The organism is Nocardia sp. NPDC050435, from assembly GCF_040655395.1.
Taxonomy (GTDB): domain Bacteria; phylum Actinomycetota; class Actinomycetes; order Mycobacteriales; family Mycobacteriaceae; genus Nocardia.
On record NZ_JBFAJW010000020.1, the window covers coordinates 54,100 to 69,992 of the forward strand.

Here is a 15,893-nt window from a genome sequence, read left to right on the forward strand (position 1 = left end):
CAGTCGTAATCGTGATCTATATCGCGAGTTGGCCATTGGCCGCGGATGGCGTGGCCGTGTCGGGTAGGCGCTGGCTTTACCTATCCGTCACAAACGTCATCGCGCAGATTCTTTTCGGCATCGGCGGGGCCACGCGTATATGGGGTACACCAAACACGAACCCGGGTCGCATCACGAAGTTCTTCGCCAAATTGTTTGACACTGAGCAGCGGGGCTAAACTCCGGCGCCAACCACAGGGGCGGAACCGCCTCGGCCAGCACGCAACAGCGAGGGCGGCGTCCTCTAGTGCCGCGACCCGCGCGTTTGTCGGCTATCCAAACCGTTTGGCGTACACCGCTTCTCGACGCAACCTCATGCCGAAGAGCGTGCGTATCCGGAGGTAGCTGCGTGCTGGGACTCGGAATAACCGCGAGGGGAGTGCGTTCAGGTGTCTGTGGTCGCGAACGCGCTCACAGAGTACCTATGAGGATTGTTGTGATCGGCGCCACCGGAACCATCGGTGCCGCGCTCGCCGATGCTTTAGCGGCGGATCATGATGTCGTGCGTGCGCCGCGGCGCGGTGCGGTCCAAGTGGATTTGGCCGATCCGAAATCGATCCAGGCGTTGTTCGCTACGGTCGGCGATGTCGATGGGGTGATCGCGGTCGCGGGCAGTGGCCGCCTCGCCGGGCTTGCCGACTCCTCTGACGTGGAGTACTTCACCGGCCTCGACAGCAAGTATCTCGGGCAAATACACCTGGTTCGCCAGGCTGCGCGGCGGGTCAACGATGGCGGGTTCGTCACAATCACGAGTGGTGTCGTGCCGTCCTCCGAAGCGGGACTGTCCTTTGCTGCCGCGGTCAATAGCGGGCTCGATGGGTTCGTGCCCGCGGCGGCGGTGGAGATGCCGCGCGGAATTCGGGTGAATTCGGTCAGCCCGGGCTGGATTTCGGAGACGCTCGAGTCCATGGGACGTGACGGTGCTGCGGGCACCCCGGTGTCGAAAGTGGTTGCCGCCTATCTCGGACTCATCGACGCGACGACTACCGGACGGGTGATACGGCCTTAGTAGGCTAACGCTGTCGGTGCGGGTCGACTGGTTTCACGAGCGTCCGCACATGCCGCTGAGCGCTCGGTCCGGCGGGCCCGGGCCGGCACTGCGGCGAACGCACTCAACTGGCTCCCCTTTATTGTCAACCCGTCGACGTGGGGGCGGGGTTAGCCTGTTGGGTGGGTCCGGGTTGTGGCTTGTCCGAAGGATCGGTATGCGGGTTGGAGCCGGTCGCGCTGGAGCCAGTAGTCGCCCCCGATTGCCCTCCCGGGCCCGCCAATTCACATCGGCGCTGGTCGGCGAGCATCTGGGCGTAGACGACGTTGGATAGTCGCCGTTTGAGCGAGCGCATCGATTCCATCGAGGTCTTTCCTGCGGCTTTGCGTGCGTCGAAATAGACGCGGCCTCGGGTAGGACGGCGGAGTTGGACCACGGCCATGATGTGCAGGACGCGGTTGATGCGCCGGTTTCCGGCGCGGGAGAGTCGATGTCGCTGCTGCTCGCCGGAGGAGGCGTCCAGGGGTGCGGTGCCGTTCCAGGAGGCGAATCGGTCCCGGTTGCCGAAGCGGTGAATATCGCCGGTGTCGGCGAGAAGCCGTGCGGCGCTGGAGGGGCCGATGCCGACCAACTCGGTCAACGTCGAGCCGCGGTCGGTGACCAGCTGGCGCAACTCCTTGTCGGCGGCTTTGATTTTCCGGTCGATGGTTTCGAGTTCACCGATCAGCTCGACGGTCAGCCGGCGTCGGGCTTTGCCGAGCGGATCGCGTGGTCTGATCGTCGCGATCAGCGCGCGTGCCTTTGTGGCGGACAAGTATTTCTCGGCGCCGCCGGGGAAGAGTTCGAGCAGGAACCGGTGTAGTCGGTTGATGGTGTCGGTGCGGGCACGTCCGAGTTCGTCGCGGCGATCGGCGAGCATGCTCAGCAGGAGCAGGTCTGGATCGGGTTCGACTCTGCGCAGGTTCGGTGAGTGCAGTGCGGCCATCGCGACCGAGTGGGCGTCGACGGGGTCGGTTTTGCGGCCGTTGCCGGTGGCGAAAACTCGCACTTGGGCGGAAAGTTTCGCCGGCACGTCCAGCACGGTTTCCCTGTCGTGGACCAGACGGTGGGCGATGTGGCGGCCGACGCCGTTGCAGCCTTCCACCGCCCATACTCTGTTCTCGAATTGCCTGCCAGCGAGCAGCATTTCGGCGTAGCCGGTTTTGTCGGTGCCGTATCTTCCGGCGGCTCGGATCTTGCCGGTGGGATCGATGATTTCGATGGTGGCCGAGCGTTTGTGTGGATCCATGCCGATGATGACTGTCATCGGTGTCCTCCCTGGTCGACGGGGTGTTCTCGGCGAGGCAGGGCAACGCTACTTCGAGCTCGGGCAGACCCCTTTCCAGCCACTCCTCGCGCGGTGCCCGGCGAGCGGCAAGCCATGTGAGAGCCACACCAATGATTCAGGTGGGCAGCCGATTTGGGAGCTTCTCGCCGGGCACCTGGACCAGATCCTGGCCGGGATCAGGCCCTGACACCAGTCTTAAGTAGCCGATTTCAGGTCACTGTGAGGGTCTCCGGCGTGGGTCGGCATCGGTGCAACTCCCCAGCCCCATGGGCCAGTCTCACCCTATGGGCGTCGCTGGGGCGCAACGACGTGCCGCGGATACGCCTCGTTTTCGGGACAGGGTTATGCAATTTAGGCATAATGAAATTGTTCCGGTCGGGAGTAGCTCGCACCCAGTTCTCCTGTCAGACAGGCGATTAACTGAACGACTCGTTGCAGCCGTCTCGGCTGCTCGGAGCGAGACCATCACATCGGATTGGGCAATCCGATTCACGATCGTACGTATCGAAACAGCGTCGACGCCGCGGAGAGGGGAGATTTCCTCACCAACCCCGGGCCACCGGACCCTTAACAGCCGGGTTCGCGCACGGGATTTGTCGAAGGCTCGGCCACTCTCCTGCACAGCTCCTCCGCCAACGGCGGCATTCGCGGGCACTGTCATCGTCTGTCTTCCGCCGGTCGCCGATGCCGTTGTGCACGAACGAGATCGGCTATGCCGAAATCCGGTCGGGCATAACGAACGGAAGGAAAGTCATGTTCATCTTGCTCAATACCTACACCGCACCCCTCGATCGAATCGATGAGCTGCTGCCCGAGCATCGAGCCTGGGTTCATAAGCATTTCGCTGCGGGTGACTTCTTTATCGGCGGCCGCCGCGAGCCCCGCACCGGCGGCTTTGTCATCGCCTTCGGCGACGACAAAGCCGCGATCGAAGACATACTCGCCCAAGACCCCTTGGTCGGGTACGGCGTCGTGGAATGGCACATCGAGCAGGTCGAAGTCCAACTCTCGGGCAACGAAGCCATCCGGGACGCGCTCGCAGAACACAACACCCCTACCGAAGTGCCCCAACCCTGACGCTGGCCAGGAAAGGCGGAAGTTCCATGACCGAACCCAAATCCGAACTGGGACAACACACCATCACCGTCACGGTGAATGGCGAACAGCACCACCTCACCGCGCCACTGAGCATCACCGACTTCCTCGACGGGGCCGGCTATCCCGCCGAGGCGGTCTCCGTCTCCGTCGGCGATCAGGTCGTGCCCCAGGACGACTGGTCCACCTACGCACTGACCGACGGGCTATCGCTGCGCGTTGTCACCCTCACCCCCGGAGGCTGAACCATGACCACCACCTCAGATCCCTGGAAGCTCGGCGACAAAGAACTCGACTCGAGGCTCATGCTCGCCATCCCCGAGGACGCCGACCTCACCCATCTGGCTGCCGTCGCCGAAATCTCCGGTCTGCAGAGCGCGACCATCAAGACCACGTTGGCCGAGCCCGGGGCGCTCGAAGATGTCGTCGCGATCCTGCGCGATCAAGGCGTGCACATCCTGCCCAACACCGCCGACAGCGAGGACGCCCGCTCGGCTGTCACCGCCGCGCACCACGGCGCCGAGATCGTGGGCACCCCCTGGGTAAAACTGATCTTGACCAATGACCGCAAATATCACGTGCCCAACCCCAGCGAAGTCCTGCTGGCCGCCAAGCAGTTGATCAGCGACGGCTTCTACGTCTATCCCCTTATCACCGACGACCCCGGGCTCGCGGTCGAACTCGAGGCGCTGGGATGTGCCGGGATCGTCCCGCAGGGCTCGCCGGTTGGCTCGGGCAAGGGCATCGCCACTCCGCTGAAGTTCGAGATCATCGTCGAGCGGGTGCAAGTGCCGGTCATCATCGGCGCCGGCATCGGCTCGGTCACTCATGCCTGCCAAGCGATGGAATTGGGTTGTGCCGCAGTCGCATCCGCCCAAGTGGTGTTCAAGGCACTCGACCCGATAGCGGCCGCAAAAGCGCTCGGTGACGCGGTAGCCGCCGGCCGGGCCTCCTACCTGGCCAACCATCCGAAAACCTGAGCGCCGCAGAAGAATTTCGGCTTTCAGCCTCACCGATCGTTCCGCTTCCTCGACATAGAACGATCGGAGCGCAGTCTGTGCCCAGCCGGGGCCGGTCACCGACCCGCACCGCGCGGGCCTGTCGTCGACATTCAGTTCGCGTGTCCGGCATCGGCTGGGAGGTCTTGTGGTGGATGTTCCTTGGTGGCGTGCGGCGGTGATCTATGAGATCTACATCCGCAGCTTCGCCGACGGCGACGGCGACGGTGTCGGTGATCTGGCCGGTATCTGTTCGCGACTACCGTATTTGCGTGAGCTCGGCGTCGACGCGCTCTGGATCACCCCGTGGTACCCCTCGCCGATGGGCGACGGCGGCTACGACGTCGCCGACTATCGCGAGATCGACCCGATTCTGGGCACCCTCGCACAAGCCCAACGGTTAGTCGATACCGCCCACGCCCACGGACTGCGCGTGCTCATCGACCTGGTCGCCAACCACACCTCCATCGAACACCCATGGTTCCAGACCGCCCTGGCAGCGCGACCCGGAACGCCCGCGCGGTCCCGCTACTGGTTCCGCGATGGTCGCGCCCCGGGCGAACCGCCCAACGACTGGCGCAGCGTCTTCGGCGGACCGGCCTGGACCCAGGTGCCCGACGGGCAGTGGTATCTGCATCTGTTCGCCGCTGAGCAGCCCGACCTGAACTGGCAGGATGATGGTGTCCGTGCCGGATTCGACGAGGTGCTGCGATTCTGGCTCGACCGCGGGGTCGATGGCTTCCGCATCGATGTCGCCCACGGCCTGGTAAAAGACCCCGCCTTGCCCGATCTCGGCCACACCGCCCAGGCGCGAATCGAAATGACCGACCCGGTACCGCCACGACCGTATTGGGATCGCGACGGCGTCCACCACATCTACCAGCGTTGGCGTCGACTCGTGGATTCTTATGGCGGCGACCGGATCCTCATCGGCGAGGCCGCGGTGTCCCCACCATCGCGCCTTGCCCGCTATCTGCGCCCGGGACTGCTGCACAGCGCCTTCGATTTCGAGTACCTGCGCTGCCCGTGGGACGCGACACAGCTGCGCGAGGTGATCGAATCGAGCCTGGCCGCGCTGGATAAGGTCGAAGCGCCCGCGCTGTGGGTGCTGTCCAATCACGACATCATCAGACACGTCACACGCTACGGCCGCGACAACACCGACAGCGCCGTCGCCGAAACCCGAACACCACCAGTCGATCTCAATCGAGGCCGGCGGCGAGCCCGTGCCGCGCTGCTGCTGACGCTGGCGTTGCCTGGTGGTGTGTGCCTATATCAGGGGGAGGAACTCGGTTTGGAGGAAGTCGAAGACCTCCCCGAGGAGTTGTTGCAGGATCCGGTGTGGAAGTTGTCGAACCATACCGTGCGCGGCCGGGATGGGTGCAGGATCCCGCTGCCGTGGACAGATTCGAGGCCGTCACTGGGATTCAGTACACGCCCCGCCTGGCTACCGCAGCCAGCGCACTGGTCGGACCTGAGCGTCCAGAACCAAAGCGCGCGACCGGATTCATTCCTCAGCCTCTACAGAACCGCGCTCGACCTGCGCCGCCGCTACACCGGCCTCAGCGCCGGCCCACTGAACTGGGCACCCAGCCCGCCCGGCACACTCGGCTTCACTCGCGGGTCCGAGTTGCTTTGCTGGGTAAACCTGACATCGAGCGCCATCGCGCTACCACCACACCGTCGCCTACTGCTCGCCAGCACCGTTATCGACAACAACGAGCTCGGCCCCGACGCCGCAGTGTGGCTCGAGCTGTAGACCGCCGACGGGTTGTGAACGGTCAACCGCCGCGATTGCCGTGTGTGCACGCTGAAGTGCGGTCGTCCTGAACTCGGCGTGCATCACATCGCACCGGGAACCGGTCGATTCATGGGTTCGCTCGTCGACTCCGGACGCTCCGAGACCTCCGGCCAGGTGTAAGTCGCACCTGTTCCCTCGTTGTCTCCCGAACCCTTTCGGGCTCCGCGCTCGGCGCGTCGACCTGCGGTCGGTGATCATGGTCGTATCGGGATTGGTTGCGTACCGGAGCATTCCAGCGCGAATCGGCAGAACCGACACGCACGCAAATGCGTTGCCGCAGATGTGATCTGGGACGGTCATGAACCCGCCATTCCGAACATTGCCGATCCGCGCACCTGCCTGAGCTGACTTCAGCTTGGGAGAGTGAGCGATAATGCCGCTTATCGAGCGGCAGCGGACAACCTCGGACAGCTGCACCGCCGAGCGGAACCGCCGACGCGGCCACGGCCGTCAAAGACGGCATGGACCCTTTCGAATTCGATGACGACCCATGGGACGGCTACACTCCCGAGGGCCTGTTGAGCCAATGCCGGATGCGGCAAGAGTGGATGGACGGGACGTACTTCGCCGCCGTTCGACCGCCGAACTGGAAGCCCTGGCCCGACGAGCCCAGCTGATCCGCACCTCCCTAGAGAACCGTTGCAGAACAAGCCTGCGGATCAGCAGATGAACCAGTGCGCTACAGGTTTGGGAACCCGGGAGAACGCGGGAATCGGTGGGCGCGTTTCGCGGGGGCGGGTGGTTGTCCGTCGCTTGCTCCGAGTGAGCACGGGGATCGGTTGTCAGAGACCGAGGTCGTGATCAGGGCCGGGGAGTTCGGCCTGCAGCTCGATGTCGTCAAGTTCGGTGGTGGACTCGGTGAGCGGGTGGCGCACTGCGTGTTCGCGGGCGGCCTGCTCGGGCGAGAGCTGGGTGCGGCGGCGCAGTTCGGATTCGAGGTCGTCGAGCTGGCGTTGGAACTCGCTCAGGCGCGCGCTGTCCGCGTCGTCGGTGACATAGCCCCGGCTGGTGGCGGGGGCGGATGGCGTCGGCTGCGCGTCGAGGATCTGCTGCCACCCTCGCCGGGGACCGGCGATCCGTTCGGCGTCGCGTCGCGCGGTACGGGCCGCGGTGCGAGCATCGTTGCGGTGGCGGGTGGCCTCGGTGAGGTGGTCTTGCGTTTGTTCGATCCTGGCTGCCAGGTCGCGACGTTGGCCGCGCCGGAAGCTGGGTATGTCGCCGAGTTCGGATCGCAGGCCGGCTAGTTCGGACTCGAGACGCCGATGTAGGCGTTCGGCGGACTGGTATTCGGCGTCGGCGTCGGTCGCCTGCGTGATGAGGTCTTGCTGCCGGTGCAGCTGCGCGCGCTTCTCGGCTGGGTCGGGTGTCGGTTCGGTGTAAGGAGCGAAGAGGAATTCGTCGGTGGCCGACATCGCGATCCGGTGCGTGAGGTCCTCGATCGATTGACGCAGGTCGGAATCACTGAGCAGCCCGAGCTCGTCGAGCACAGGATCGGGTTGCGGGAACGGGTCGTTGCGGGCGACCCAGTCGGTGATCATGGCGCGGGTGACGGGGCTGCCGATACGCCAGTCTCGCAGCAGCAACGCGCGTGTTTCGGCGGGAGTGTGGGTGGCGGCGATGTGGGCGCAGCGGGCGCGGATGACCTCAGCGGGTTCGTGGTCGGGGACACCGGGCACGTTCTCGGCGCGGCATTCCCCGCACAGGCCGTCGTCGTGGCGTGGTCGTGGCCGGATGCGTGTCGGATTGTCGATGTCGGCGCGTTCGATCCCGCACGAAACGCACGGCAACGAGCGGCTCTCGGCGACCGCGGCGCGGTCGTAATCGTTGTCGTATCCGCCGGGGTCGCGGTCGAGATCGCGGCGGGGGTCGTGGCGGGCGGGGTTGCGATAAGGGTGGGCGAAGCCGTCGGGGATCGGCTCTTCGGTGGGTGCGTCGTCCACGGTATGGCGGTGTTCGAGGTACTCGCTGACCAGCCGTGTGGAGTGGTCTTCCTCGGGCGCCGGTCCCGTGCGTGGTGCCGGGGTGGTGGTCCGGGTGGGGTGGTCGCGCGCGGCTTCGTGGCGGCGGCTGCGCTGATATCGCGGCTGGCCGGGCTCGGCCAGGGGGTGATAGACCTGCGGGTCGACGTGCGGTGTGCAGGCGTCGATCAGTGCACGGTGTTCGGGGAACCGGTCGGCCGCGTCGCGGAGCCGGGCGCGGGCGACGGGAAATGCGTAGCGGTAGAGGGTTTCGGCGCAGCGGGTGATGATGTCGCGCTGCTCGGCGGTGGCGGCTGCGGTGAGGTCGGCGAACCGCAGATTGGCGGTGTGGAGTTGGCCGGCCTGGAACAGTGCGGCGATCTCAGCGACGCCGTGATCGAGACCGGCTTTCGTGTGACGCGGCGCAGGGTTCGGTAGTTCGGCTGGTGGTTGCGGCGGGGGATCGGGTTCGCTTTCGTCCGGCAGTGGGGTTTCTGGGGTGTCCATGGGGGTGGGCTCGCTTTCGGTGGGGAAGCCGTGATCGGTAGCGGTGGAAGTGGAGGTGGGGCGCAGGAGCGCATCGACTCTCCACGCGAGCGCTGCGGCGAGTTGGTCGGGGCGCAGCGCTGTTTGCGGGTCGGGTTGCGCGCCGAGCAGGAGTTCGTGGGCGGTGGCGAGCAGGTCGTGCGGGTCCCAGCCGTGGGCGATTCCGTGGTCGACGGCCGCGACCAGGCGTGCCCATCCACGCTCGGCGACGACCCGTTCGGCGGTGTCGGTGCCGAGTACTTCGTGCAGGGCCGAGGTCCAGTCCGGGCGGAACCCGGCGGGGGTGTCCAGTGCGGTCGGGTCCAGTTCCAGGCGCGCCCACAATGCGGCCGCGGGCATCTCGTCGGGCAACGGTCGCAGCCCGGCGGCTTCGGTGAGGCGGGTGGTGATGTCGATGCCGGCGCGGTGGGCGAGGTCGATCTTCTCGGCGAAACTGGGCCAATACGGGTCGGTGGTCAGGCGTGGCTCGAGGGATTGGGCGAACTCCGACCAGTGGTGGGCGGGCCGGTTCAGGTCGCCGACAGCGGCGTTGACGCGGGCATCGAGTAAACGTTGGTGATGGCGTTCGAGACCGATGTAGCGGGGTGGGCCGGTGGGGCGTAGGTCGCGGTCCTCGACGTGCAGGCTCGCTCGCCACACCGCCAGCTCGGCCAGCAACCGCGGATCGGCACCCGCCAGCGGGCGCGCCCAATACGGTGCGGACGCCGGAGTCCAGTCGCGGGCTCGGGTGCGGATCTGGTCGGCGAGTTCGGTGACGATCCGCGCCCGCGCCCGCAAATGGGCGAGGTCGGTGCCGGTGTCCAGACTTTCGGGCAGCCCGCGCGCCCAGGCCAGCGGGCCGTGCCCGGCGGAATGAGTGCCGGTGGAATCGAGCCGCCAATCCAAAACAGCGGCCGCGTCGACGGCGGTATCGAGTTCCCGGACCGCGGCGGCGGCCTGTAGCGCGGCGACGGGATCATGGCCCAGTAGCGCGATCGTCGCCAGGTGTCCGCGCAGCACAGGGTAGGCCGGGCAGTCGGTGAGACCGCAGAACACGGTTTCGGCGGCCTGATCGAGGCGGGCGAGTTCGTCGGTGCCGAGGGCGGTTTCGGCGGTGAGCGCGAGGGTGTCGAGATAGATGTCGAGCGCGCGCCCGATCCGCTGGACGGGGTCCAGGGCGTCGCGGTGCTCGGTGTGCGCGGATTTCTGGCGGCCGTCGCGCCCGAAAACCCGCAGCAGGACCTCGACCGCGGTGCGCGGAAACAGGGCTAGCTCGGTGTAGATCGCGCCTTCACCGCCGTCGAGGGTGGTGGGAATGTAGGCGTGGTTGGCGTGCACACCACGGGTCATCGCGACATAGAACTGCGCCAGATTCTCGAACCCGGTGAGCACGACGTGGCAGGTATCGGCGGTCACGCCTTGCGCGGAGTCGATGGTGGTCGCGTACCCCAGGCGCACGTGGGCGCGGACATAGTCGGCCGGCAGGGTTGTCGTGTGGCCGAGTTCGCGGCCCGCGCGCAGGTGGGTGACCGTCAGACTTGCGTCGCCCCCGATCCCTGCGACGATCCAGCGATAGCCGTTGCGGACCCAATCGGTGTCCGGTAACCGCAGCTTCGGGTCGTTGCGGCGGGTGACGATGATGTCGCCGACCGAGGCGCCCAGCTCGTCGGCCAGTACGGTTTCCGGACCGAGTGGTGCATTCGCGCGTGCGAGGCGATCGGCGCGGGCGCGGCGGTTGAGCGCGTCGACGATCTCGTGGGTCGGCGCCAGCATGATTGCGTCGCGACCTCCGAGGTGATCGGCGATCCAGCCGGTGTAGGCGTCGTCGGCCACGGTGGCGGCGCTGCCGGAGTGGATGCGGCCGTGATCGAGGTAGAAGCCGAGCGCGGCCGGATCACCCTCGCGCAGCAGCAGACTCGCGGATGCTTCCCCCGGGGAGGCGAAGCGCACCACGTGACTCAAGGTCATCGGGGGTTCGCCGGTGGCCTCGCTCATGTCGGTGTGCGCGCCGCCGGCCTCGATCGAGGACAGCTGACGGGGATCGCCCAGGCAGCGGATCGTCGCGTCGCGGGCGGCGAGGAACTGCAATAGCCGCAGGCGTTTGCGGTCGCCGAGTTTGACGTGTTCGTCGACGATCACCAGCGTCGTGTGGTCGATCTGGAGCACCCATTGCGGCAGCGAGGGCGGCGGCCGATCACCGTGGCGGGCCAGGTTTTCCAGGCTCGGGGTGTGGCGGGCGATCACGTCGAGGAGCTTGTCGACGGTCTCCACCCGCGCCCCGGTCGCCGCCGCGAGCTGCGCGGCCGCGGCCGCGGTCGGCGCCAAACCCAGCACGGTGCCGCCGTCGGCCAGCCACGCCTGCGCGAGCACCCGCATCGCGGTGGTCTTGCCGGTGCCGGCGGGAGCTTCCACGGCCGCGATCCGCAGCAGCGAGGTGGCGAATCCGCGCACGACCGCGGTTTGCCCGGCGTTGAGGTGTTCGCGGGGGTGGCTGTCGTTGTAGGCGTGGATCGCCTCGGTGATCGCCTCGGCGGGAATCCGGCGCCCGCCGGGCTGCACAGCGAGGTCGATCAGCTGCTGCGTGGTGGCCAAAACGGTGGTGGAGGTGAATATCTGCGACCCGGCGCGCACGTGCACGCTGGACCCGTCGCGGCGGGTGAACGCTTCGGGTGGGGTGCGTAGTTCGGGCTCGGCCGACAGGTCGGGATCCTCCTGTGCGAGCACTTGCGGAGGCGCCAGCGCCGCCGCGACGACAGCCTCGGCCAGGCGTTGGTGATCGCGCGGATGGATCTGCCCGCGGATCTGGCGTTCGGTTTCGGAACGAATATGGTGCGCGCGCCAGGTCGAGCGTTCGCCGGACACGATCGCCACGACCGTGGCGGCGGTGCGCGCGATCCACGCCGCATCGGTTACCGGGCGCACACGCCGCACCGGGTTCAAGGCCGTGGAGATCATGCGCGCCAACGCGTCACGGCCACCGAGCACCGTGATCGCCTCGCCGCGCCAGTCGGCGCGCTGCTGGGCGCGTGAGCGCGAGGACTGCTTGCCGGGCCGGGTATCCAGGGTGGCGCGCTCGGCCAGATCGAAGATTTCCGCCGGTGCCGGCTCGCGGCCGTGGCGGCGCTGGAACTCCATCGTGAGCTGCCCGAGCCGCTGGGTGATCGCCGAATCACGCTGCGACCAATGCTTGTTCAACTCCGCGGAGATGCCGACGATCTCCCGGATCGGTCGCTTGGAGGGATCGTGGTCGGGGCGTTCGTCGAACTCGACACCGGCCATCTCAGTCGCGAAGAGCTCCAAGGCGGTGTTGTAGATCTCGGCGGCGGTGACCACTACCTCGTACACGCGCGCGCCGTCGAGGGTGCGCCACAACCCATCCAACGTCCGGACCCGGTTGGCGATGAAGACGTGTTCGTGCAGATCCGGATCGCCGGCGCGGCTCTCCCGATGCCCGAACCGCGCGGCGATCAAGCCCTCGACATCGACCTGGCGGACCGCGCTGCGACCCAGCCTCGTATAGATCGCGTTGGCCTCGATCCAGGCGACCGCGACATCGACCGCGGCGAGGTGGGCGGCTTCGAGCCGCTGCGCGAGAGCTCGCGGCGCCACCGCCCACAGCGTCGAAAAGCTTTTCACCGGTGAGAAAGTGATGTCGAAACCGGCGACCGCGGTGGTTTGCGGGCGTGAGTTCCGGGCGATCCAGCTCGAGAGTTCGCGACTGTCCAGGGGCGGGCGATCGTATTGTTCGGTGAACATTTCGGTCGCGATTTCGGTGCGGATCCGCGCCTTGATCGCCTCGGGCAGATCGTCATCCGCGGCCCCGCCGGCGGCGAGACTGTAGAGAGCGTAGGCGCGTCCGCATTGTTTCCGGTAGGCGGTGACATCGGAGTAGACGCGAAAAGGTGCGCCGAGACGGGTGGCTTTGTCGGCGGCGCGGATCGCGTCTTTGGGTTTGGCGCCCTTGCCGATCTCCTCGGCGATGATCCGTGCTTCGATCTCCTCGGCGTTGGGGTGGCGGCCCAGCCCGTAGAGCGATTTCATCTGCGTTTCGGTGACTTCATCACCTGCGGTGATGTCGAGGGAGGCGAGTCCTTTGCCGTACCAGCGTCCGGGTGCTTCGCCGTGGACGGAGTAGTAGTCGGCCAGGCTGTCTCGCCCGCGCGACGAGGTATCGTTGGCGGCGACTTTGCGCAGGTAGTACTGGTATCCGTTGCCTGCGACGACTTTATGCAGTGTCGCGGTCACACTTCCAGCAGACAATCAGTCGCGCGATTTGGGAAGCGTTCTGAGTGACAACATCTTTGACACTTCGCGCAAACATGCTGGTCGTTACTGAATCGTAATCCTGATTGCAAGCGGTCTGCTTATGAAAAAGTAAAAAAGGAAAAGGGAGGGGAGAGGTAATGAGAAATAATGAGGAGGGGAGAGGAAAAGGGAAAGGGCGATGAAGAAGAAGGTGAGGAGGAAGAGAAGGGGAAAGAGGGGAGTGGAGGAAAGAGAGAGGGTTCGCGGCTAGAGAAGCCTGAGAGGGGAGGATTCGGCGGCGGCTCAGCGTCGCGGCGGCGGAACCGGATGCCAGCCGACGGGGGCGCACGCGTAGTGGCTGGAACCCAGCGCCACGACATCACCGACGGACAGCGAGCGGTGGCGCGCGCCATACCAGCGGCGGGTCAACGGTTCGTCGCCGTGCTCGGGCATGTCGTTGAGAGCGGCGAAGATTCGTCCCAGGACTACCTCGTGGCCGAAACCGGCATCGAAGATCCGTTGCAGGACATCGAAGTCGGCTTCACGAACGGAACAGTCGAGCGCGAATCGGTCGACGCGCTCGATCGGGGTCGAGGGGGTGTAGCCCTCGGCGAAGGCGCGTGGATCGGTGGCGAGGTAGATGGTGACCCAGCGCAGGCGGGCGCGCCGGGTCTGGCGGCGCACGAACGCGCGACGGGCACGGGCATGACGAGCACGATGAAACATCGGATCCTCTTTCCGGAACGGGGGAAGGCGGGAGCCGCCCGACGGTGCGGGCGCTCACGGGTGACCGAAGATGCGAGTGGGGATGCCCGCGGCGCGGGCGAGGGCGGCGGTGTGGCTGGCACCGCGCGATTCATCGCGGATGAACGCCAGGCACACCTCCGCGCCGAGGGCGACCATCGCCCGGTTACGCACGAACCCGGCGGCGCGGCCGTGGGCGCGCCAGTCGGCGCGGTGGCGTTCGACCCGGCCACCCCAGTGCGACCAGCACGCCTCACACAGTGCGTCCGCGCCGCGCGGGCACGCCCCGGAAACGAGAATCGCCTGCGGTGACCAGACCTCGGCGAGGGCGGCGCGGATGATCGGCCGATCGACCCACGTGCGTGAGCCGGTGATGAGGATGCGTCGAGCGCCCATGATGCCCCACAGGAGTGCGGGCAGCAGACGTGGAGAACAGGTCCGCCGCGGGGGATGGACACCGCGACGGACCTGAGAACAGCGGGCGGGCCACCGGGATGTGGTGACCCGCCGCGGGGGAACGGTCGAGCTGGCTCAGGCCGCGCGGCGTTGACGCGGTGCGGGCGTGTCGAGTTCGAGCCAGACCCGGCATTGCGTGCAGTAGCCGTCGACCCGGTGGACGGGTTTGATCTCGGTGCAGCCCTCGCAGCGGCCCTGGAACATCCCCTCGGGCAGCTCCGGTTCGCCACGCCGCCGCCCTCGTTGCCGCGGTGCGGCGGGCACGACGGTGACGGTCGCGGAGTCGACGGCGGGTTCGGGCGCGCCGGGCAGGTCGGGGTGCGCGGCGAGGAAGCCGTCGATGACCCCGCGCAGCCAGCGCGGCGCGCGGCGACGAGCCTCGGCCAGCAGCGCGCGCGTGGCGGCCGGGTAGTGCTCGGCGTAGAACAGGCAGTAGGTGCTGGCGAGGGTGATGCCGGTGATCCGGCCCGCCAGCGGCGGCAGCCCGGGGCGGTTGGCGTCGCGGCAGCAGTCGCAGAGTCCGTCGTCGCTGCGCACCTGTCCGTGATGGCGGTGGACGCGGGACTGGTCGGCGGCAGGGCGTTCGATGAAGCAGGACACGCACCGCCACCCGGTGACCTCGGTCATCGCGCCGTCGAAGTCCTCGAGCGGGTTGCCCGCGAACGGTGTCTGCTCATGCCGCCGGTCGGCCGATCCGGTGAGCTGGGTGCGGGCCTCGGCCCAATCGAGGGCGTCCTCGGTCGGCAGAGCCTGGCTACCGGCGAGCGCGCGGTCGTGGTTGTGCTGGTCGGCGACGTAGGCGCAGTAGAGGTGTTCCCAGCGCTGGCGCGCGAGTTCGGCGGGCAGCGGCGGCAACTCGCCCGGATACCGGGGGATCCACCCCTTGCGGGCGCTGGTCTCGCTGATCAGCCCACGCTCGATCAGCTCGGCCACGCGCTCGCGCGCCTTGGCTTCCTCGCGCGCCTGGGTGTCGACGAACGACATGTCGGTGATGTAGTTCGACACCCGGGACGGTTCGACCACGGCGGGGCGGCGGTTCCCGCGCGCGGCCAGGCGGGCACGGATCCGCTCGGGTTGCATCCGCGAGCGGTCGATACGGCGGCTCGGCGCGAGCCGATCACGCGGGGGCGGGTTACGCCAGCTGCGGAACGACTGGCGCGGCATCTCGGTGACAGCGAGGGAGGTGTGCAGCTTGGCGTACTCGTCCTCGACGGTGGTGCCGTTGCGGCGCGCACGGGACTCCGCGATGAACAGCGCACTCGAGCGATCGCGTTGGTAGAGACCGGGATCGCTGTCGGGCACCAGCGCCAGCAGCCGTGCCTTCACCACCTTGTCACCGTTACGGTCGGCTTCGCGCCAGCGTGCCTCCAGGCAGCGCAGCACCGTCTCGCGCGGGTGCAGGGTGAACAGCTCGACGAGTTCGTCGAGGAAGGCGCGGTCCTCGTCGGTGGCCAGGGCCAGGGCGTCGGGGAACAACTCGACGGCGGTGCGGCGGTCGAGGGCGAACATCTCGTGCAGGTCGTCGATGGCGGAGAGGAAGGATCGGGTGTCGGACACGGTGAAGCTCCTGTCTGAGAAGTAGAGCTGTGCCTGCGGCACCCGGGCGGGCTGGAAGCCGACGCTTTCTCCAGACGCGGGGTGCCGGGCTGGGGTGGGCCCAGCCGAGGGCGACCCGGCCAGGACAGCGCCCGACACGACGGCGGGAACGCGCCGAAGC

General features: G+C 67.2%; 10 protein-coding genes. 5 read left to right on the top strand and 5 right to left on the bottom strand.

The genetic code is table 11. From position 1 onward, the window contains the following. Positions 1–463: 463 nt before the first annotated feature. Complete coding sequence (locus AB0I43_RS39740) at positions 464–1,048, top strand: short chain dehydrogenase (protein ID WP_357434045.1); 585 nt, start codon at positions 464–466, stop codon at positions 1,046–1,048. A 124-nt stretch (positions 1,049–1,172) separates the two neighbouring features. Here AB0I43_RS39740 and AB0I43_RS39745 read toward each other — a convergent pair whose 3' ends face one another. Next, on the bottom strand, positions 1,173–2,333 hold the full coding sequence (locus AB0I43_RS39745) for an IS110 family transposase (RefSeq protein WP_357434047.1): 1,161 nt from the start codon (positions 2,331–2,333) through the stop codon (positions 1,173–1,175). A 774-nt stretch (positions 2,334–3,107) separates the two neighbouring features. Here AB0I43_RS39745 and AB0I43_RS39750 point away from each other — a divergent pair. The 4 genes from AB0I43_RS39750 (at position 3,108) to AB0I43_RS39765 (ending at position 6,206) form a co-directional block, all read left to right on the top strand. Continuing rightward, positions 3,108–3,431, top strand: a complete 324-nt coding sequence (locus AB0I43_RS39750; RefSeq protein ID WP_357434049.1) for a YciI family protein — start codon at positions 3,108–3,110, stop codon at positions 3,429–3,431. Between the two features lie 26 nt (positions 3,432–3,457). After that, on the top strand, positions 3,458–3,694 hold the full coding sequence (thiS, locus tag AB0I43_RS39755) for a sulfur carrier protein ThiS (protein ID WP_357434051.1): 237 nt from the start codon (positions 3,458–3,460) through the stop codon (positions 3,692–3,694). A 3-nt stretch (positions 3,695–3,697) separates the two neighbouring features. Next, the gene (thiG, locus tag AB0I43_RS39760) at positions 3,698–4,429 is read left to right on the top strand and encodes a thiazole synthase (RefSeq protein WP_357434053.1); all 732 of its coding nucleotides are present in this window, start codon (positions 3,698–3,700) and stop codon (positions 4,427–4,429) included. Positions 4,430–4,595: 166 nt separating this feature from the next. Continuing rightward, the gene (locus AB0I43_RS39765; RefSeq protein ID WP_357434055.1) at positions 4,596–6,206 is read left to right on the top strand and encodes a glycoside hydrolase family 13 protein; all 1,611 of its coding nucleotides are present in this window, start codon (positions 4,596–4,598) and stop codon (positions 6,204–6,206) included. 824 nt (positions 6,207–7,030) lie between these two features. Here AB0I43_RS39765 and mobF read toward each other — a convergent pair. From mobF to AB0I43_RS39785, 4 genes are all read right to left on the bottom strand, one after another. Then, positions 7,031–12,976 carry a MobF family relaxase gene (gene mobF / locus AB0I43_RS39770; protein WP_357434057.1) on the bottom strand — a complete coding sequence of 1,982 codons (5,946 nt, stop codon included), beginning with the start codon at positions 12,974–12,976 and terminating at the stop codon, positions 7,031–7,033. A 303-nt stretch (positions 12,977–13,279) separates the two neighbouring features. Beyond that, entirely contained in the window at positions 13,280–13,702 is a 423-nt protein-coding gene (locus AB0I43_RS39775) for a hypothetical protein (protein ID WP_357434059.1), read from the bottom strand. A gap of 54 nt (positions 13,703–13,756) precedes the next feature. Further along, positions 13,757–14,116 (bottom strand): SLOG family protein, encoded by a 360-nt coding sequence (locus tag AB0I43_RS39780; protein ID WP_357434061.1) that lies wholly within the window; start codon positions 14,114–14,116, stop codon positions 13,757–13,759. A 135-nt stretch (positions 14,117–14,251) separates the two neighbouring features. Beyond that, the coding region (locus tag AB0I43_RS39785) for a hypothetical protein (protein ID WP_357434063.1) at positions 14,252–15,893 on the bottom strand (1,642 nt) is incomplete at its 5' end.